The organism is Streptomyces massasporeus (assembly GCF_014648995.1).
Classification (GTDB): domain Bacteria; phylum Actinomycetota; class Actinomycetes; order Streptomycetales; family Streptomycetaceae; genus Streptomyces; species Streptomyces massasporeus.
In genome coordinates this window covers 932,128-952,160 of record NZ_BMSE01000001.1, presented here as the reverse complement: position 1 = coordinate 952,160, position 20,033 = coordinate 932,128, and the positions used below count along the sequence as shown (strand labels likewise).

The 20,033-nt window shown below is 67.9% G+C and carries 12 protein-coding genes; 11 read left to right on the top strand and 1 reads right to left on the bottom strand.

Going from position 1 to position 20,033, the window contains the following annotated elements:
* Positions 1-606: 606 nt before the first annotated feature.
* Both IE153_RS04280 and IE153_RS41445 read left to right on the top strand, forming a co-directional pair.
* Positions 607-870 (top strand): helix-turn-helix transcriptional regulator, encoded by a 264-nt coding sequence (locus tag IE153_RS04280; RefSeq protein ID WP_189588396.1) that lies wholly within the window; start codon positions 607-609, stop codon positions 868-870.
* A gap of 66 nt (positions 871-936) precedes the next feature.
* Positions 937-1,914, top strand: a complete 978-nt coding sequence (locus IE153_RS41445; RefSeq protein ID WP_308432124.1) for a DUF6083 domain-containing protein — start codon at positions 937-939, stop codon at positions 1,912-1,914.
* Between the two features lie 131 nt (positions 1,915-2,045).
* On the opposite strand, the gene IE153_RS04275 is transcribed toward IE153_RS41445, so the two are convergent.
* Positions 2,046-2,369, bottom strand: a complete 324-nt coding sequence (locus tag IE153_RS04275) for a hypothetical protein (protein WP_189588395.1) — start codon at positions 2,367-2,369, stop codon at positions 2,046-2,048.
* A 96-nt stretch (positions 2,370-2,465) separates the two neighbouring features.
* Between IE153_RS04275 and IE153_RS04270 the strand changes: the two genes are divergently transcribed.
* From IE153_RS04270 to IE153_RS04230, 9 genes are all read left to right on the top strand, one after another.
* Positions 2,466-3,935, top strand: coding sequence for a UvrD-helicase domain-containing protein (locus tag IE153_RS04270; RefSeq protein ID WP_189588394.1), 1,470 nt, complete (start codon positions 2,466-2,468; stop codon positions 3,933-3,935).
* A gap of 284 nt (positions 3,936-4,219) precedes the next feature.
* Entirely contained in the window at positions 4,220-8,740 is a 4,521-nt protein-coding gene (locus IE153_RS04265) for a PDDEXK-like endonuclease domain-containing protein (protein WP_229828718.1), read from the top strand.
* 1 nt (position 8,741) lies between these two features.
* On the top strand, positions 8,742-9,557 hold the full coding sequence (locus IE153_RS04260; RefSeq protein ID WP_189588392.1) for a hypothetical protein: 816 nt from the start codon (positions 8,742-8,744) through the stop codon (positions 9,555-9,557).
* On the top strand, positions 9,542-9,922 hold the full coding sequence (locus IE153_RS42290; protein WP_308432123.1) for an IS3 family transposase: 381 nt from the start codon (positions 9,542-9,544) through the stop codon (positions 9,920-9,922). The genes IE153_RS04260 and IE153_RS42290 overlap by 16 nt, the downstream gene beginning before the upstream one ends.
* A 15-nt stretch (positions 9,923-9,937) precedes the next feature.
* Positions 9,938-10,447 (top strand): IS3 family transposase, encoded by a 510-nt coding sequence (locus IE153_RS04250; protein WP_189588390.1) that lies wholly within the window; start codon positions 9,938-9,940, stop codon positions 10,445-10,447.
* Positions 10,448-10,579: 132 nt separating this feature from the next.
* Positions 10,580-11,419 carry a hypothetical protein gene (locus tag IE153_RS04245; RefSeq protein ID WP_189588389.1) on the top strand — a complete coding sequence of 280 codons (840 nt, stop codon included), beginning with the start codon at positions 10,580-10,582 and terminating at the stop codon, positions 11,417-11,419.
* Complete coding sequence (locus IE153_RS04240; protein ID WP_189588388.1) at positions 11,416-13,494, top strand: CHAT domain-containing protein; 2,079 nt, start codon at positions 11,416-11,418, stop codon at positions 13,492-13,494. The genes IE153_RS04245 and IE153_RS04240 overlap by 4 nt, the downstream gene beginning before the upstream one ends.
* Complete coding sequence (locus IE153_RS04235; RefSeq protein WP_189588387.1) at positions 13,491-18,605, top strand: hypothetical protein; 5,115 nt, start codon at positions 13,491-13,493, stop codon at positions 18,603-18,605. Before IE153_RS04240 ends, IE153_RS04235 begins: the two co-directional genes overlap by 4 nt.
* Positions 18,602-19,912 (top strand): hypothetical protein, encoded by a 1,311-nt coding sequence (locus tag IE153_RS04230; protein ID WP_189588386.1) that lies wholly within the window; start codon positions 18,602-18,604, stop codon positions 19,910-19,912. The genes IE153_RS04235 and IE153_RS04230 overlap by 4 nt, the downstream gene beginning before the upstream one ends.
* Positions 19,913-20,033 lie beyond the last annotated feature (121 nt).

The following is a 20,033-nucleotide window of genomic DNA, read 5'->3' as shown; positions in this document are numbered from 1 at the left end:
ATCAGGCCCTCTCGGGCATCGTCTGCGTCGATCGCGCGCCCGTCTGGACGGTGTGGCCTCTACGGCCAGGGTCGTTTCGGGGACGACGGCGGCCTGAGTAGTGGCCGCCGCACACGCTGTACAGGCGTCGGAGAGGCGCCAGCGGCGTCCGCCGCGTTCACGGACGAGGAGGAGCCGGATCGGGCCGTTGCACCCGCGGTGGCGGGGATGCTGGCGGCAGCCTCGCTCGTGGCACCGGCAGATCCGTAGATGTGCAGGGAGAGGATCTTGGCGGGCGTGAGCGGCCAGGTGGGCCAAGAGCTCAGCTCGAGCGGCGGAGCCGACGAGCGGCCACCCACCGTGCGTGCACTGTCGGCACACGAGGACCGGCCCGCCGGGCTGCGGGCGCAGCTCAACCGTCCAGGTACGCCGGACTCCCGAACGTGCGAAGCAGAGCTTCATGGCGCGCGTCTTCCTCCCGTCGTTCACTGCGCCGGCCCTCTGCCGGACTGGAGTCGGGCGCACACGCTAGTGCAGACCTCTGCCCTTCGCCCCCGTCCTTGAAGGGTAAAAATAGGGCAGAGGTCTGCACTGACAGGGCAGGTGTCTGCACCTTCCGATGGGTGGGTGACGATCTTCCCGCCCGACCCGGACTTCGAGGCTCTGCATCTGGAGCTGGCCCGGCTGCGCGCGGAGCGGGGATGGACCTACGACGAGCTTGCCGCCCGCAGTGGCCTGGCCAGAAGGACCCTCATCGAGATCGAGCAGGGCCGCACGATCGGCACCCTCAAGTCATGGCACGCGCTCGCTCACGCACTGGGCACCCCGCTCGATGAACTCTTCGGCGCCCTGTGTCACGGGCATGAACCTCCGCAACCGATGAGCGGCTAACGAGCCGTCTGGGGTCTGTCGACTGTTCAGCCGATTGGGCATCCCAATGGGAACACCTGAGCGTTAATGCGAACGTGTGTCGCCCTTGATGGGGCTGTTCGGTGGACGTCTACGGCCCGGGCGTCGCTCTACGGCGTGTGGGCTGGCACCTTCGCGCCCATGCGCCCCTCACCCGTACCGTGCCGCCGGGACAGCAGGCCGGCCCCTGCCCACCCGCGACGCTCACTGTGCGTCGATCCCGACAGCCCCACCAAACTTCTGCGTTGTGCCCAACGCGACCGCTGCCGCGAATGCGGCAATCCCGTCGAGTGGTATCAGCGAGTCCGGTACCGCCCCGTCCGCCTGCACCCGCAGGAGTTGTCCGCGGCCGCGGTGCCCGCCGACCATCGCTGGCACGTCAGCTCCGGCCTTGCGTATCCTTCCGGAGACGGCAGCGCCTGGTGCCGACTGCCCCACGCCAGCGTCTGCCCGGCCCGCAACGCCGACACGGTTGCAGCCCCCGAACTGACGAGGCTCCGTCGGGCGTTGGCCGTGAACACACGTCGCCTGGTGGACGTTGGAAGCTTCACACCAGCGGCACCCGGGGACCCAGCGTCCCGGCAGTCGGAGGCCCCCTGCCGACCCGCCAGACCCGTCGTCCAGATCCTGTTCGTCCGATACGTCGCCGCACGCCCTCTGGGTGAGATCCAGTGCGTGGCCCAGACCCGACGACGTGACCGATGCACCCTCAGGCTGCTCGCCTCCGACGGCCCGGCGGGTGTCTGGAGACTGGTTCCCGCAACGGCCACCGAGGGACAGCTGGCTCTGCCCGGCGAGGTAATGGCCGTGTACGACCTGAGCTCTGTGCCGTACGCCGAACAGGTTCGCTGGCGAACGCAGCGCTGCCCTGAGCACGCGGCCACGCCCACAACTGCGGACTTGGCCCTGACGGACTGGGAACCCTTCGACCCGCTCGTCCACCACGCGTACGTACACCGAGGCCTCCCCACCCACAGCCGGCGGCCGCATCCTGGCGGCGGTGCCCAGAAAGCGGTCCGGCGATGAGAAGACAGCACGCCGTAGACTTCATCCTGACCAGGCCGGTCACCCCGGCAGAGCTGCACAGCGCCTGCCGAAGGGTTCCGCTGGCGACGAACACGGACCGCACCCGCCTGATGGCCGTGCACCGGGCCAAGTCACCGGGACGCGCGCTGCGATCCCTGCGCCACGAACTCGATCGGCTCCTGCCCATCGATGTCTTGACGACCCATTATCCCGACACCGCGGGCCAGGTCCTGCTCAACGTCGCGTTCACCCGCGCCATGCGCTCTGTACTCGACCAGGCCGCAGCAGCTCGGGGGCAGAGGCCCGCAGATTTCCTCGCCCGAGCCGTCGTGGAAGCAGTTGAACGGGAAGCACGGACTCGCACCCGGCAACTGACCGTGCAGCTGCAAAACCTCCTCGCCGAGCACACTCCCGAAGACGTCCTCGCCTGCGCGGCACGCGTCCTGCTCGACCACCGGCGCCCACCGTCGGGTCCCTCGTGTGCCGCTGACGACCAGCGCCCAAGCGCCGCGCACACGACCCCCTGACCCTTCTACACCGCGGAGCTCTTGTTGCACACGCCCACAGACGAGCAGGCCCATGCCGTCGATACCTTTCGGGACGGCCACCACTTGGTGCTGCAGGCCGGCGCCGGCACTGGCAAGACCAGCACGCTCGCGTTGCTGGCTGCGACTAGTGGACGCCGAGGCCGCTATCTGGCCTTCAACAAGGACATTGCCGACGCCGCCGCCAGCCGGTTCCCGCGCTCCGTGCAATGCAGGACGGCTCACGCCACGGCTTTCGCAGCTGTTGGCCACCGGTTCGCTCGTCGGCTCAGCAGCCCGCGCCAGCCCGCCTGGCGGATCGGACGGGCCCTGGGCGTCAGATCCCCCGTCCGCATTGGTGATCACGAGATCAGTCACCGGACCCTGTCCCACACGGTGTTGCGCACCGTCACCCGCTTCTGCCAGTCCGCTGACAGAGCCCCGGCTCCCCACCACGTTCCGGCTCTGCGCAGATTGGGCACGCCGACAGAGCGTGCCCAACTCGCCGAGGTCGTCATGCCGTTCGTCGTTAAGGCCTGGAAGGATCTACAGAATCCCGAAGACGGCGTAGTCCGCTTCGAGCACGATCACTACCTGAAGATGTGGGCACTTGCCGAGCCGAAGATCGACGCCGACTTCCTCCTCCTCGACGAGGCCCAGGACACCAACCCGGTCCTGGAGCGGGTCTTCGCCGCCCAACGCGAGCACGCCCAACTGGTCATGGTCGGCGACTCAGCCCAAGCCATCTACGGGTGGCGAGGAGCCCGGGACGTGATGACAGGCTTCGATGCCATTCACCTCACTTTGACCCGCTCCTTCCGCTTCGGCCCGCTCCTCGCCGAACAGGCCAACCGGTGGCTCGCGTTCACCGACGCGCCGATCCGGCTGACAGGTTCCGACACCATTCCAACGAAGGTCGGCCTGGTCACGAGCCCAGACGCGGTGCTGTGCCGCACCAACATCGGCGCCGTGACCGAGGTCATGAGACTGCTGGAGGCAGGCCGTCGGGTCGCACTCACCCGGGGCGGACAGACACTCATCGCATTGGCGCTCGCCGCCCGGGACCTCAAAGACGGCCGCCGCACATCCCATCCCGAACTGGTTCTCTTCGCCTCATGGGGTGAGTTGCAGGAGTACGCGGAATACGATCCCGCAGGCCGAGATCTCCAGCCGTTCGTCGAACTTGTCGACACCCACGGACCCGAAGCCATCATCGCCGCCGTCGACGCTCTGACCGACGAAGGCAAGGCCGAGGTCACGGTCTCAACCGCGCACAAGGCAAAAGGCCGTGAGTGGCTCGGGGTCAGAATCGCCGACGACTTTCCTCCGCCGCCGGACAGCGACCAAGTGGACGACAGCGGCTGCCCGATCCCGGAACCAGTGAGCGAAACGGACGCCCGTCTCGCCTACGTCGCCGTCACTCGCGCCCGGCACCAACTGGATCTCGGAGGGCTCGCATGGATCGAGAACCAACCAGCTCCTGCTGGTGGAGCCTGACATACCGACGCACTGGCAGACCAGTAATCCTGCTTCAGGACCCACGCGGTCGGCGTTGCCACGAGCAAGCAGAAGTCCATCCGCGTACAGAACTCGGCGCATAGCCTTACCGGATCGTCTTCATGTCCGGAAATGGCTGTGCGCGAGTCCCATCACATTGCCTGGCGTGCAGCGGCCATGGATCCTGAAAGGCTTGTCACGGTGGCAGGCGTTTGGGGGATGTGATGGCCCGCCCGGCAGTACGTGATGGCAGCGATCCCAAAGCCGTCCGCGACACTCGCGTATTGATCGACTGTCTGCAGGAGCTGGTGCGGGGTGCCATCTCCAAGACCATCCGGAACTGTGCCAAGTACCCGGAAACGGTGTGGCTCACGGATGCCCCCGACGGGACTGTCCGGAGTGCTGCGGACGCCGACCCTCGCATCATGGTCGTCAAGCACCGTCCGCCTAAGGAAGCACCGCGGCTGCCGGCGATATTGCATGGCAGGGTGTCCGCCGAGGCCGCCGCCATGGCTGATCCGCAGCCTCCCGGACTGATTGACGACACGTCGAATGACCCTCTACTGGCCGACGGCCTCCAGGCCAGTGGGGAGGAAGACCAGCTGGCGCTAGAGAGCGGCACCTCCGAGGAACGCAAGGCGTACGAGACCTGGGCTGCCAAGTGGATCCGGTGGTCGCGGGAAGAGCTGGCGGCCGAGCCGCAGCGGCGACTGCACCAGCAGCTGTACCGGATGGCCAAGAAGGTCGAGCAGGACAGTGACACATTCGAAGTGGTCCTGGCCGTAGGCCTGTTGCAACTCGGGGCCGATCGTCCCTCGGCCCGGGTCCGTCGGCACATCGTGACAACACCGGTGACTCTCACCGTGGAACCGGCATCGATCAACGTGACCGTTTCTCTGGTGCCGGAGCATCCCGGCCGTCTGGAAGACACCGACTTCCTCAGTGAGTCCGACGGCTACACGTCGGAGCTGCTGGGGGTCGTACGCTCCGCTGTCGAGGACGTCCCCTTCCACCCGCTGTCGGACCGGGCGGCGCAAGCCGTGCGTTCGTGGGCGCAGCGTGCTTTCGGAGTCGACCGAGTGCTCCCGTTCGACCCAACCGGGCAGCACCCCGATCTGACCGCCGAACCCCAGGTGCGGTCACTGCATTACGCGCCCGCACTCATCCTGCGCGAACACGGCCAGCGCTCCGTTCTCGGCTTCTACGAGAGCATCGCCCGAGCGCTGAAACGTCCTGGAGCACAAGCTCCTCTGGGGCTCGCGCAGTTGTTGTATGACCTCGAACCGGAGCACAGGACAGCCTGGGGTAGCAGGAGTGGCTCCGTGCCGCCGGCACTGGGACCGGATCCGCTGTTCCCGATGGTCACCAACGCCGCCCAGCGTGATGTCCTGGACCGACTGCAGCGCGACACCAGCGTCGTGGTCCAGGGCCCGCCGGGCACTGGAAAGACACACACCATCAGCAATCTGATCGCCGCGCTCCTCGCCGACGGCAAGCGAGTGCTGGTCACCAGCGCGAAGAGCCAGGCTCTGAAGGTGCTGCGCGACCAGTTGCCAGCCGGGCTGCGCAGCATGTGCGTGATCCAGAGCGATCAGTGGCAGGGCGGGAACTCCGATCTGAGCCAGTCACTGGGAGCCTTGGCTCACCTGAACGCGACCACGAACCTCGATCGCCTCCAGCAGCGCATTGACGACCAGCAGACCCAGCGGCACCAGCTCATGGCGGAGCAGGCCAAGCTCCGGGACCGCCTGCGGCAGGTACGTGAAGTCGAGTGGTATGTGCACTCCGAGATCGCGCCCGGATACCGGGGGCGGCTCGACGACATCGTGCAGGCAGCGGAGCAGGGCGCAGCCGAGTATCAGTGGCTGCCGCCCCTGGATGCCCAGGCCGCACAGGTTCCGCCTTTGACCACGGACGAAGCTCAGCGGCTGTGGCTGCTCGTCACCCACCACGGCCCCGGCATCCTCGACGCCCACATTCAGTACTGCCCCGACCCGGCTGCTCTGCCCGATCCGGCGGAGGTTTCCCGCCGCATCACGGAACTCCAGGCAGCTGAGGAGGCTCTCGGCCCCGAGCCGGTCACACCTCTGGCACAGGCCCTGGCGGACCATGGTGACGCGGGGCTCACGGCGTTGGAAGCGCTGCTCGACCGAGCCCAGCAGGCCCTGCAGAGAGTGGGGCTGTCCGCGGACCCCGCCTCCTGGCAGGCGGACACCTGGTCCACACGCGCCCTGCAGGACGGCATCGCCCAGCGATGGCAGCAACTGTGGGACAGCATCCGAAACGCCTCACACCGTGCGCGGCAGACCCATGACGAGATAGCCGCCGCCTCCTTCCTGGAGGTGGAGATCCCCCGCCTTTCCGAAAGCGAGGAGAAGGAGCTCCTGATCGCGGGCCGCAATCTGGAGCAGCACGTCCTGCGCACCGGAAAACTGAACACGCGATGGCCGCGGCCGGCTGTCGTCAAGCAAGCCCGCTTCCTCCTCGAACAGTGCCGGGTAGAAGGCATGGCGCCAGCCGGCCGAGAGCACATCACTGCGGTCGTACGGCATCTGGAAATGCGCGCCCACGCCCGCACCCTGCGCGGCCGGTGGACCGGAGTCGGATCGGCCGTCGGACAGGACACCTCCGAACTGCTGACGTCCGAACTCCTGGACAGGGCCGTCGTCCTGCAGGCCATCGACACCTGCGTGGAGGTCATCCGCCAGGTCCACGCAACACTTCTGGCCGACGGCATCCAGACACCGGTCACCACCGCCGAGCAGTGGCGCGACATCCGCCAGGCCACGGTCCAGGCTCGCCAACTCCTGCACATCAGGACAGCAGCACAGCGCTTCGAAGAGATCCTTAAAGGCCTTCCCCAACCCCACCCGCATGGTGTCGAAGAGCTCCAGCGCGCGGCGGATGCCGCAGCGGCCCGTGATGCGCAGGCCTACGCGCTGGCGGTGGATGCACCGGCGGCGGCATACCAGCGTGAGGCAGACCGGCGCGAGACCAGGAAACTCTTCCAGAGCCTTGCCGAGGCCCACCCCGATCTCGCCAAGGACTTCGCCGGCGATCCCCTCGCCTCGCACTGGCGCTCCCGGTTCGCCGTCCTGCCCCAGGCCTGGGCGTGGCGGCAGGCCCAGGAATTCCTAGACACCCACCTGCTCCAGGGACGCGAAGAGCACCTCGAAGGCGAACTGGCCCAGCTCGAAGCCCGACTGCACGACCTCGTGGAACAACTGGTTTGCGACCGCGCAGCACATCACTGCGTCAGCCGCATGACCACCAAACACAAACAAGCCCTGGCTGCCTACGCCAGCGCCGTAGCCAACGCAGGCCAGGGAACCACCGAGTACGGCAAACGCCACCAGCGCCACGCGCGCTCAGCCATGCAGACAGCGCAAGGGGCTGTACCGGCGTGGATCATGCCGCTGAACCGTGTAGCGGAAACGATCAGCCCCGAACCGGACTCCTTCGACGTCGTCATCGTCGATGAAGCAAGCCAAGTAGGGCTGGACGGCCTGCTGTTGCTCTGGCTTGCGCCGCGCATCATCGTCGTCGGAGACGACCGGCAGTGCGCCCCGTTCTACAGCGGCAGCAAGCACGATCGAATCACCCAGATCTTTGACGAACGCATGGCCGGCCTCGAACCCTGGCAGCGCGAAGGCTTCGACCCCAAGTCCAACCTGTACGAACTGCTGCAGTCCCGCTTCACCGAAGTGATCCGTCTCACCGAGCACTTCCGGTGCATGCCGGAGATCATCAAATGGTCCTCCATGCAGTTCTATCCCGACAATCAGCTCGTCCTGCTGCGTCAGCACGGCTCCGACCGCCTCCCGCCGCTGAAGGTCGTCCATGTGCCCGAAGGCCACTGCGAAGGACGCCGGGACAAACTCATCAACCGGCCGGAGGCAGAGGCCGTCGTCAACGAACTGCACCGCCTCACCCAGGAACCCGCCTACGCCGACCGCAGTATCGGCGTGATCATCCTGCGCCACGGCGACCAGACACGACTGGTAGAGAACCTCGTCGACCAGCGCATCGACGTGTCGGCTCGCGAACGCCACAGCATCCTGGTCGGCACACCCGAGCAGTTCCAGGGAGACCAGCGTGACGTCATTCTGCTGTCGATGGTCGTCGACGGCGCCAACGCCATCGCCGCGACTGGCCGGCACCACGAACGACGCTTCAACGTGGCCGCCAGCCGGGCCCGCGACCAGATGTGGCTCTTCCACTCCCTGACTGTCGACCAGCTCAGCAGCAAGGACCTGCGACGTTCCCTGCTCACCTACATGGTGAGCCCGCCGCCGCCCTACACACACCCCCACCAGCCCACCAACGTCAGCGCAGACCGACGCTGCGCGCCCTTCGACTCACTCTTCGAGCAGCGTGTCTTCTTGCGCATCAAGGAACGCGGCTACGACGTGGTGCCCCAGTGGGAAGTCAACGGAAAACGCATCGACCTCGTCGTCACGGGAGGCCACGGACGCCTCGCAGTGGAGTGCGACGGCAGCCCCTACCACTCCACCCCGCAGCAGATCCAAGACGACGCCGAGCGCGAGCGGGAGCTTCGGCGTGCTGGCTGGTCGTTCTGGCGCGTACGCAGCAGCGCCTTCGCCCTCTCACCCGAAGAGGCCCTGGAACCTCTGTGGGAACGCCTGACCGAGCTGGGCATCCACCCGCGCACTGTCCGAGAGACATCCGTGGACGATGCGCTGACAGACCTGACCTGGACTCCAGTCGGCCTAGCCGAGGCCGAGCCCGACGAAGACGCGGACCCCTACGACGGCGAGCCGGACGAAGACAGCGAGGGACACTGACATGGACAACTTCGACGACAGCACGCTCGAAGAACTCGCCGCCCTGATCTGCGGTGACGAGCCGGGCATGAAACGCCGAGCCGGCTGGGAACTCGCTCAATTCCTCCGCCGGGCCGGCTGGGAAGACGTCCCCGACCACGACGGCAGCCCGCGCCACCGCTGGGTCCACACCATCCTGCGCGAACGGCACGAAGACCAGGCAGGAGACACCGAGCGTGTCATCCTGCGCCTGGCCGACCGGCGGGAATACCAACAACAACCCGGCGACTACGACGCCGTCGTCCAACGCCTCCAGGAAGTCCTGGCACTTGAAGGCTGCCGCGTCGACTACCGCAAGGGCCAGCCCTTCCTCATCGAGTACGATCCCGATGAACCCCCTCGCCCCCAGCGCGTAGAGCTGAAGGTGGCCATCACCGACATCGTCTCCGACCCTGACCTGGCCCGCGCCGTTCAGCTACGCCTCGACGAAGCCCGTATCTGCCAAGAACACGGCGCCTACACCTCCGCAGTCATCATGCTCGGAAGCCTCCTCGAAGGCGTCCTCGTCCACGCGGCCGACGTCAGGTCCGCAACTGTGCCGTTGCCAAGGCCCGCCCGCGATACCCGGCTGCAGGACCTCATCCAGCACGCCCACACCAATCGGTGGATCGACCAGGACGCGAAAATGGCCTCGGACCTGCTGCGGACCTACCGCAACCTGGTTCATCCTCTCGCGGAGAAACGAGCCAAACACAGTGCAGACTTCGATACAGCCGACCTTTGTTGGTCCACGGTCAACGCTGTCCTCAACGATTTGGCGGCGTGCAGCCCCCATTAGATTCTCTCTGGAGGAGCCTCCGCCTCTGCACCGTGGGGAACTATCCATTCCCTCCTCCACCTACTACCGTTGGCGCCGAGCACGAGCCGTGCAAACACCGCCGCCGCGACGTCGAGCTGACCAGGCAGATCAGGCGGATCCACACCCATTCCGGCGGGATCTACGGCTTGCCGCGCGTCCACGCTATCCTCAAGCGCGAAGGAATCCGGGTCGGACGAAAGCGGGTCGAGCGACTGATGCGCGAGGCCGAACTGGCGGGCGTCAGCTCGCGCCGGGGCGGCTTTACACGCCGCGACCCGAAGGCCACGCTCGCTCCGGACCTGGTCGACCGGGACTTCACCGCACCGGCGCTGAACCTGCTGTGAATCACCGACCTGACGATGATCGCCACCGGTGAGAGGCCGTTGTGGCTCTCCGCGATCCGCGACGCGTTCTCGCGGCGTGTGGTGGCCTGGGAGACCTCGGCCCGCGCGGACGCCGACCTGGTGCTGTCCAGTCTGGGGTACGCCCTCGCCTCCCGCGAGGTCGAGCCCGGCAAGCTCATCCATCACTCCGACCACGGCTGTCAGGGTGGCATGCTCACAACTTGCACGGTACGAGCGGGAATTGGGACAACCATGAGGTCTATCGGAGACTCGTACGATAACGCCCTCGCGGAGAATCTGTGGATTCTAATCAAGACGGAGTGCGTCCGAGGTCGTGTCTTCGTGACCAAGACCGAGGCGAACCTCGCACTCTTCGAGTACATCGACGGGTTCAATGACAGTCGTCGCATCCAGCAACGGCTCGGTTACCTCAGCCCGATCGAGTTCGAGGAGAAGCATTACGCCGAACAGGCAGCGGCCGAACGAGCGAACCTGAACCCTCGTCACCCCCTCTTGACCAGCTGATCAAGGCCCTCGCACAGTGGGGGAACCTCGCACCCGCCCGGGAAACGCGATCGGTGTGCCCGGAGCGGTCACTATCGGGCACGCCCCGCAGTACGCTGCGAGAACAGCACGGGCACCTCACGGGGGAAAGACATGAAAGACTCGTACGAGTTGTACCGCCACGCCGTCGACGACGTGTGGAAGGGCTGGTGGGTCTGCTGGCCCTTGTCCGGGCGGGTCGAGGTGGGCCAAGTCCTGGAGAACGTGGACGGCAAGGTCCGTACCGCCGGGACCCTGGGGGAGCGGGGCATCCCGTTCGTCCCGCGCCCCGGCACACCGCACAACGACTACACCTATGACACCCAGGGCTCCGTGTCCCTCCAGTTCAAGGCGGCCGGAGTCGCCATGGATGGCCTCGCGGCGCTGGCGGTCGCTGATTTCGGAGCGCGGGTCACATTCGAGAAGGGCAACAGCGCCCTCATCGTCTATCGCGGGTTGACCGAGACCGGCGTCGCCGACGTACGAGCCCTCGCCGCCGCGCTGGTGCAGCGCGGCTGGGACGACTGGGACGACACGCTGCTCGCCGTGACCGACGTGGTCGCCGCCGACTCCGGCATCGTCCTGACCGCCGCAGAGAGCGGAGCCTCCGTCGAGCTGCGCCTCCAAGCGGGCGCGGGCCAGGCCCAGCTGGGCCTGGCCGACCTCGCGGGCCGGACGAGTGTCGCCTGGCGCCGCCGACTCGGCCTGAAATGGCTCGGCACCGACACCGCCCCCTTCTTCCGGGTCGTCCGCCTGCGCAAGACCTGGTTCGGCAAGGTCGAGAAGGACTACGGACCCCGTCAGCCGGGCCGGGGCGCGGCTCCCGTACCCGTTCCGCCCGTACTGCTGGAAGAGGCCTACGACGATCCGGCCAGCGTACTCGAAACGGTGACGTCGGACGAGCAGCCTCCCCCCGTCGTCCTCTCCGACGAGCAGCTCCCAGGTGCGCCATGACCGACGGCACGCCGGAGGCCGTGGCTCCTGCCGAGGTGGCACTGCGAGTACTGGCCAACCCGGCCCCCGCGTCAGGGTATTCCGTCCAGCTCCTGATGGACGGAACCCTAACCGCCTCGGCCCCGCTGGGCGAACTGGGCTCGACCGAGGGCCTCACCAAGGTCTTCGACCGGGGCGTGGGCGACCGGGACCGTGAACAGGCGGGCGAGCGGCTGTACGCGGCACTGCTCGGAGGGGAGTTGGCCGCACACTGGGCCGAATTGCGAAGGCACGCGGCAGCCGGCCCACCGCTGCGCGTGCGCATCGAGATCGACCCGCCCGAACTACGGTCGTTGCCCTGGGAGTTGCTGCGCCACCAGGATCAGTGGCTGTGGCGGCGGTCCGAATTGCGATGGAGACGCGGCTGCCCCGACGATCCGCCGAGCGCCGAGCCGAGAGAACTCGGCCCTCTGCGAGTTCTCGTCGTCGTGTGTAGCCCGCCCCAGGACGACCGCCTCCTGGCCGAACAGGAACTAGCCGCGCTTTCGGGCGCCTTGGAGCGCTCCCCGGGCCGCACCTATCTGGAGGTGCTCGATGCGCCCAGTGATGTGACCGAACTGGGCCTCCACATCAAGGGGTTGCGGCCCCACATCGTTCACTTCATCGGCCATGGCATGCCACGCCCCGGTGCGGGCAGCCCCGTACTCGTCCTGGCGGCGGCCCGTGACGGTTCGGAGGGGGCGGAGCTGACTGCGGAGGGGGTCGCCGACCTCGCGAACATCGCCGACTGGACGCCGATGCTGGTCGTGCTCAACGCCTGCCACGCGGGAAAGGCCGACCCCGCGGACTGGATCGGCGGTATGGCGCAGGCCTTCCTGGACGCGGGAACCAGGGCAGTGGTGTCGATGCAAGGCGACATCGCCTCGGACGCGGCGGTCGCCTTCTCCACGAAGTTTTACGAGCAGCTGGGCAGTTCACACCCCCTGGACAAAGCGGTCGCCGACACCCGCTCCCACCTCGCCGGTCTGGCGAGGAACCCCGGTTCCTGGGCGCTGCCCGTTCTCCTCACCCGATACGCCCCGGGCCAAGTACTCAGCATCGACTGCGTGTTGCCACCCGACTCCTCGCTCCGCGACATCGACCACTGCAAGCAGTACGTCGAACTGGAACGCTTCGTGGGCCGCTCCGGCGAACGCCGGGAAGCCTGGTGGACCCTGGACAACCCGATCCCCGCGCCCCGCGAAAGGGAACGCCCGGTGCTGGCCATCGGCGGCTACTCGCAGACCAACAGCCCCAAGACCGGCAAGACCTGGCTCACCAACTGGTGCCTCATCACTTGGTTCTTGCGCGGACACCACGTCGTCTCGGTCAACCTCAACACCCCGCTGAGCCCGCCGCCCGGAACTCCGGCCGTCAACCCGCCCGCCCGGAACAAGGACTGGCTCTCCGTCCTGCGCCTGATCCGGCAGGAGGCGACCAGTCCCGAGCAACTGTGCCGACTGCCGGAGACCGCCTTCGGCACCTTCAACGCCGTACTCAACCACCTGACCGGCGCGGCCACCCCGCCGAGCGGTGACCTGTTGCCGGCCGAGGACGAGTGGCGCCCCTTCGACGACGAGATCGCGGACCCCTACGACAAGCGCAAGGAAGGCATCATCGAGGCGTTCCTCGACGCACTGCGCACCTCGACCGGCGGACGGCCCCTGGTCGTCGCGCTCGACCACGCCGAGAGCATCATGCCGGGAGCCTTCACCGACGTCCTGTACAAGTGGCTGGTGCGGCCGATCGCCTACAACGACGCCTCGTCCCTGCGGCTCATCGTCGTCGCCCCCGACCCGTGGCTCAACGGGGTGCTGCCGGATGCCGACTCCCACATGCTGGGCCGGGTGAGCGTCTGCGACTTCGACAGCGCCCAGTTCATGCGGCTCACCCGGGCTTACGGGCGGCGTCTGGGCGTCGTGCCCGACGACGGGATCGAGCAGTTTCTGGAGAATGTGCATGGGCTCCAGGGCCCGTACTTCGGTGTCGAGATCTTCGACTACCTCACCGGGATCGTGCCGGCCTGGCGCCGGGCCAAGGCGCAGGGGCTCCGATGACCGACCCCCTGGCGGATCTCACCCGCCGACTCGCCGCAGGCGAGAGCCTGGAGGACATCGCCCGCTCCGTCCGCCCGCCCGACTGGGCGCCCGCACTCCGCGCCTGCGCCGTGGCCCGCACCTTCGACGAGCCTCTGTACGAGAACGTCCTCGGCCCCGCCGCGGCGGAACGCGGACCCGGCGACCTGCCCACCCTCAGCGAGTTGGTCGAGGAGCGCGTGGTGCGACCGGCGGGCGGCACACCACGGACGTACACCCTCTCCGAGCCCGACCGCACCTCCTACTTCCTCGACTGGATCGGCACCCGCAGCGACGCGCTGCCCGACGAACTCCTGCGCCTGGAACGCGAGATCGCCGACCACCGACTGGCGACGGGCGACCACACCGAAGCCGTACGTCACCTGCTGCTGCCCTCCTGCGACGAGGCCCTGGCCCTGTTCCGAGAACGGTTCACCGCAGCGGACCGGCGCCGCGACTTCGCCACCTGCCAGGACCTCGTCGAAGCACTCGGCGACCCCGACCGGCTCCCTTTCCTCAGCCCGGAGGTCTCCGAACTCGGCCTGGAGAGCGCCGGATACGTGCGCGCCCGCGACCACTGGTCCGCCGACTACGCCCGCTCCGCACAGTTCCTCCAGCCCGCCGGACTCGTCGACGAAGCCGAACAACTCCTCGACGGCAAGCACCGAGTGTGGCAGTTGTACGCCCCCGGCGGCGCCGGCAAGACCATGCAACTGCGCTGGCTCGTCGCCCGTCACTGCGTGCCCGCACCGCGTGACGTGCCGTGCGCCCGCATCGACTTCGACGTCGTCAACCCCCACACGGTGGGCCGCCACCCTTGGCTGCTGCTCCTGGAGTTGGCCGAACAGTTCGGCCGCCGCCTGCCCGGCCGCCCCTTCGAGTCGCTCACCAGCGGCTACGGCGTCTACCGGATTCTCCTCGACCGCATGCCCTCCGAATCCGGCCGCGAAGTCGCTGGCACCCTCGACAGTCTCGACAGCGACGCGATCGAGGCGGACCTCCTCGCCGCCTTCGCCGACCGGCTGAACCTGGCCGTCGTCGACCGTCCCGCCGTACTCGTCGTCGACACGCTCGAAGAACTGCTCCTGCACGGCCACACCGAGGCGGAGCGTCTCCTGCGGCTTCTCGCCGACCTGCTCAAGGCCTGCCCGTCCCTGCGTCTCGTCTTGGCCGGCCGCTACGACCTGCGCACCCGCGTCCCCCAGGCGTTGAAGGCCTTCCCGAGGAAGCAGCTCAAGCACATCAGGGTCCGCCCCTTCACCAAGGCACAGGCCCGGACCTATCTGACGGACGTCCGTGGCATCGGCGGCGGAGAGTTGGTGCGCGTCGCCGTCCACAAGGCACAAGGGCTTCCCTTCACACTGGCCCTCCTCGCGGACGTCATCGAGCAGGACCCGGACATCACCGCTGCCGAACTCGCCGCGTGCGACGAGCCGCACGTCCGGTATCTCATCGACCGGGTAGTCAAGCGCATTGACGATCCTGCGGTGCGCTGGCTGCTGCGCTATGGCGTGATCCCGCGGCGGCTGCGTAAAGAGGACGTTTTCACTGTCATGCGTCCCTGGCTGGTCAAGGGCATCACCGCCAGTTCCGACGCCGACGACCCGCGCCTGGACGACCACCATCTGCGCGGCAGCGACGACGTCTTCCCCACCGCCCCGACCGAGCCCACCGACGAGGAACTGGAGCAATCCTGGCAACGGCTCCTCGACTACGCGGCCAAGTCCTCCTGGGTGTCACGGCATCCGGGGGACGACAACACCGTCGTCTTCCACGCCAACGTCCTGGCACCGATGCGGATGCTGATCTCCGGCCATCGTGTGTTCGACGGGTTGCACAACGCCTTTCTCGCTCACTTCCACGAGTTGGCCGAGGCGCGTCCGGAGCAGTGGGTGACGTACAACAAGGAGGCGACGTATCACCGGTTTCAGGGAGGCCACCTCCGGGCGGAGCGCATTCTGGCCGAGGACTTCGTCAAGGCGAGCGAGTTGGACTCACCCGAGAGCGTCAGGGAACTCGCCGAGGAGGTACTCGGCGAGGAGTACCTAGAGGAGGGACAGCCCAGACTGCGCCGGAGCGGTAAGCCGCTGATCAGCCGTACGGCGGTCATCCTGGCGCATCTCACCGTGGCAGCGGCGGTTGTGCACAGGTACCTGGGCAGGCCCACGGTGAACCCCTCGGATCCTGCCTGGAACGAGGTTGAACGCCGACTCGCGCTCGTCGACGAGCTCAGGGCGCAGTCGCCCGAGCCCATTCCGCCAAGCGGGCGGGAAACCTATCTCCGGGCACTCGTCCTGTTCGGCCGGGGCCGGCTGGCCGAGGCTGGCGAGCTGGCCCGATCCGCGTTGAGAACCGAGCAGGACCACGAGTTCCGTGAGGCTCTGCGACTGCTTCTGTCGCGCATCCAGACCCAGTTGAACGACCCGGAGGCCGAAGATACCTACCATGGGGCCATTCTGGAGGCACGTTCCAGAGGCGACGCGGAGAGCGAGGCCCGTATTTCGCTGGAACTTGCGCAGACCCTGGAGGACATGGGACGCATCGACGAGTCCCTCGAACTACGCCGACAGGTGACTTCGGCGGACGAGTTCCCGGAAGCCACCGTCAAGCCGGTCCCTTCGGTCCGTGGCGCGGCCCTGCTGACCTTGGCGCACACTCAGTTTTTGACTTTCTCCCCCAACGCGTCACTACAGGCGCTGCGTTCGATTAATCCGAGTTCGCTGTCGGCCGACGAACGCATGGACGCATACCAGCGGGAGGCAGCGGCCCAGGACCTGATGGGCCGCTCGCACCGAGCCCTGGACGCGCTGGACAGGGCGGAGGAATTCGCCCTGTCGGGCATTGACGACGCCACCCGATACCGGCACTTGGCCGAGAACGCCGTGCAGCGCGGAGTGTACGAGGGCGCGGTTCTGTCGGTGGACGCCGCGGAACGCTCGTTCGCCCGGTCGGCCGCACTCTGGAGTGACCTGGGCCATCCGGACGGTCATCCTCTGTCCCTGCTCTTGTACGCCCGCTTCCTCGCCTGGAGTGTCGGCGACCTCCACCGGGCAGCCCAGACCCTCGACCGACTGCGGACCGTGGACACCAACGGCGAACACGCTGTCCACTCGGCCCTGTTGTGGCACGATCTCGCCCTCCGGGGTTATGACGTACGCGACCCCTCCCTGTTCCACGTGCCGTGGAGGTCCTCCAAGGACCTGCTCGACGGTGGGGTGCCTGCCGTACTCGCCGACCCCGATCCCGCCCGCGCCATCGCTCTGGTAGAGGCACTGTCCAACGTACAACCGCCGGAGGTGCGCCTGTCCGCACTCACTAGACTGCACCGGTGCGCCACGCCCGAGGGCGAACCGCTGCGCCAACTCGACCTGGTCCGGCCGTTGTTCGCAGATCTAACCGATGGGGACTCCGACGACGTCGACTACCAGGTGCGCCTGATCCTGCTTGCGGAATTCGAGCGGGTGTCGGGGCGCCACGAGGAGGCCACCCGCCTTATGACGGGGGCGCACTCCGCGTTGTGTGAGTCGGCCGGTGACGACGAGCCGTTGGCCAAGTGGCGTTGGGCCCAGGCCCAGATCCGCTTCAACGGGCTCGCGTCACGCAGGCTGAGCCGCTCCCTGCGCGACCTGTCCGGCACGACGTCCCCCCTCCTCAGTGCGACGTCGCACTGGATGCTGGCCCTCACGGAAAGCGAAGCCGAGCCCAAACGCGCGCTGTTGAACGAGGCATCCGAGTACCTGAGTGAGGTGCAACGGCCGTCTCTGTGGGCCCAGTACATCGTGCGGTCGATCGGCTTCCTCAACGCCGACGAGTCGACCCTCGGGGCCGCGGACCGTATGTCGGCGGCCCTCGGCTACCGCCCGGAACCCTCGGCTCGGCCCGCCCCGGACTCGACCCTCGGCGCCTCGTCGGAGCACGAGGACGTGTACCGGGTCGACCCCGCGTTCCGGGTGACCAGCGCCCCGCTGCACACGGCCCAGGTCCTGGCCGCCAACTGGCGGGACGTCACGGTCGCGAACGCCGGTTCCCTGCGACAGCACTCCCGGGGGACGCCACCGGTCGGCACGATCCAGATCCAGGCGGACCAGCCCCTGCCGCACGCGTTCCCCTGGGAACTCGCCTTCCGCGACAGGCCCTTGGCCCTGTTCCGGACCGTGCCTGAGGCTGCGGAGGCCGTCGACGTCCGGGCCGTCCAGGCAGCGCTCAACGCACGCCTGAACACCGACCTGGTGACGGACGGCGTGTGGGGCTCGCTCTCCAAAGTGGCTTTGGGCGCCGCTGTGGGTGCGGCTGCTTCCGTCGGTCTGATGTCCGGGGCGGCGTCAGCCGTAGTGCTTCAGCTCGTACGGAAGTCACGTGAGCGGGCGAGGGCGCGGTCCGGGCCACAGGCCGTCGTGCTGGTCTGCGACCCGCCGTACGACAACAGCTCGTACGCCTCGTCCGGTTCCCCTTCCTCCCGTTCCGTGCTCGGCGCCTACAAGGCACACGGCCTGGTACCCCAGGAGATCCGTTCGCGGCAGGGTCTGCCGAAACTGCAGGCACCCCCCGCCGTCCTCCACGTGAGTGCCCCGCTGCGTCTGATCGGCGGCACGACCCCCTGCTTCGATCTGTCCGCGACGGAGCTGAGCCACGGCGAACGGCTCAGCCGTACGGCGCTGGGAGCGGACCTCGACCCGGACCATCTCGTGCGGTGGCTACGGCGGTTCGAACCGGGCACGCAGCCCTTGGTGGTGCTCGACCCACCCCGTCCCGGCTCGCCAGCCGACATCCCCCTCCAGTTGGTGCTGCGCAACCTGTTCGCGGCGACCCTCTTCGCCTCGGGGCACGTCCCCGCCGTGCTCGGTGTCGGACTACTGCGCGGCACGGGAAAGCCGCAGGTGGACCGGGTGGCGCGGACGGTCCGGGCGGACTCGCCCCTCCTGCGCCTGTACGCGGATCTGCGCCGTTCCGCCGACCGGCCCACCCACGACACCCGCTGGGGAGAGGACATCCTCGAACAGCATTGCGTCTCGCTGTTCGCCAGCCCGGCCGCCCTCCGCATCTCCGAAATCTCCGAATCCGGTTCTCCCGCAGAGAATCCGACCCGCTCATGACGGGCGGCCTCCCGCAGACCGCGGGCGCCCAAGCCCGCCGCGAGGCCGAGGTAGAACACCTCCTGAACGGGTTCGAGGAGGAACTGGCCGACTGGGCGGAGGCCGCCAGGGCTCGGGGGCCACTGGAGAAGCACCAGTCGCAGATCGAGAGCGCGGTACGGATCATAGCGGGGGCACTTGAGCAGCTCAGGAACCTGCCCGTCGCCGAACGGCACCGGAAGGCGTCCGAACTCGTCCTCGATCTGCATCACTTGTGGGACTTCTTCCGCACCAAGTTGACCGTACGTCTCATCCCCTACTACCAGCGGTTTCTGGGCGTGGCTGACGAACTGGCGTGGTCGGTCTACGACCCCGTACGCCAAGCCGCAGCGACCGTCCGGCCGGCGCTCAGGGAACCGCCGCTCACCTTCCTCAGCCGGCACCCCGTACCCTTCGCCACGGCCCGAGGCAGCGACTTCGAGGAGCTCCTGACCTCCGGAAGACAGCGCACCCTGGCCGGGCGCAGGGCGAGCCGGTATCTCCCGTTCCCGGTCATCGGGATCCCCTGGTCCGCAAGTCATCACCTTCCGGCCATGCTCGCCGTCGCCCACGAGGCCGGTCACCACATCGAGGACGACTTCGATCTGGGCCAGCCCCTTCGAACGCGCCTGCGGGAGGACGCGGGGCTCGCCGGGGAGCGAGAAAAGGTATGGGAACCCTGGCTCGGTGAGGTGTTCGCGGACGTGTGCGCAACGCTGGCCTGCGGCGAAGCGTATGTGCGAACACTGGCCGACACACTCGCCGCTCTGCCCGGCACCGGGCAGAGCGCCGGGGACTACCCACCGCCCCGGCTGCGCCTGCTGGTCTGCCGGGCTGCCCTGCTCACGGCCGGTACCGCTGCCCCGCCGGAGGTGCTGGAGAAGCCGGAGGCTTCCAACCCGTACGACGAGGAGGCATCGGCCGTGGTGAACGCGCTGATCGACGCCGGTTTCCGGGAACTCGGCGGAGCCCGTCTGACCTCACTCATCGGCCTGCGTGACGCCGCACAACTCACAGAGGCCCGCCTCAGACTCCGCGCCGGGCTGCGTACCAACCGGAACGACGTTCCGGGGGTCCTGGCAGCGGCGGCCCTCGCCTTCTTTGACGCCCCGGACGACTACGACGTACAGGCTGTGGGGACGCGCGCCCAGCACGAGGTGCTCTCCCTCATTCCCGAGGGTCCGCGCGCCGCCTCGGCCGCAGAAGGACTGCTGGCGGCACGCGACTCCGCCGCCGGTCTTGACCTGTTCAACCTCCTGGACGAGGACGAGGATGCCCCGACTTCCTGAACGCGAGTGCCCCGACTCTCTCGAGCTGCGGGCCCCTGAGCGATCAGGAAGCCATCACTGCCGTCAACCGAGCTGCCAGTTGTGGCCTTCGATGTCCGCGTATCCATCCGCCGTCAGCCCC

Coding starts and splice junctions, on each gene's coding strand:
- IE153_RS41445 (WP_308432124.1), top strand. CDS start 937: ATGCGAACGTGTGTCGCCCTTGATGGGGCTGTTCGGTGGACGTCTACG.
- IE153_RS04260 (WP_189588392.1), top strand. CDS start 8,742: ATGGACAACTTCGACGACAGCACGCTCGAAGAACTCGCCGCCCTGATC.
- IE153_RS04250 (WP_189588390.1), top strand. CDS start 9,938: ATGATCGCCACCGGTGAGAGGCCGTTGTGGCTCTCCGCGATCCGCGAC.
- IE153_RS04245 (WP_189588389.1), top strand. CDS start 10,580: ATGAAAGACTCGTACGAGTTGTACCGCCACGCCGTCGACGACGTGTGG.
- IE153_RS04240 (WP_189588388.1), top strand. CDS start 11,416: ATGACCGACGGCACGCCGGAGGCCGTGGCTCCTGCCGAGGTGGCACTG.
- IE153_RS04235 (WP_189588387.1), top strand. CDS start 13,491: ATGACCGACCCCCTGGCGGATCTCACCCGCCGACTCGCCGCAGGCGAG.
- IE153_RS04230 (WP_189588386.1), top strand. CDS start 18,602: ATGACGGGCGGCCTCCCGCAGACCGCGGGCGCCCAAGCCCGCCGCGAG.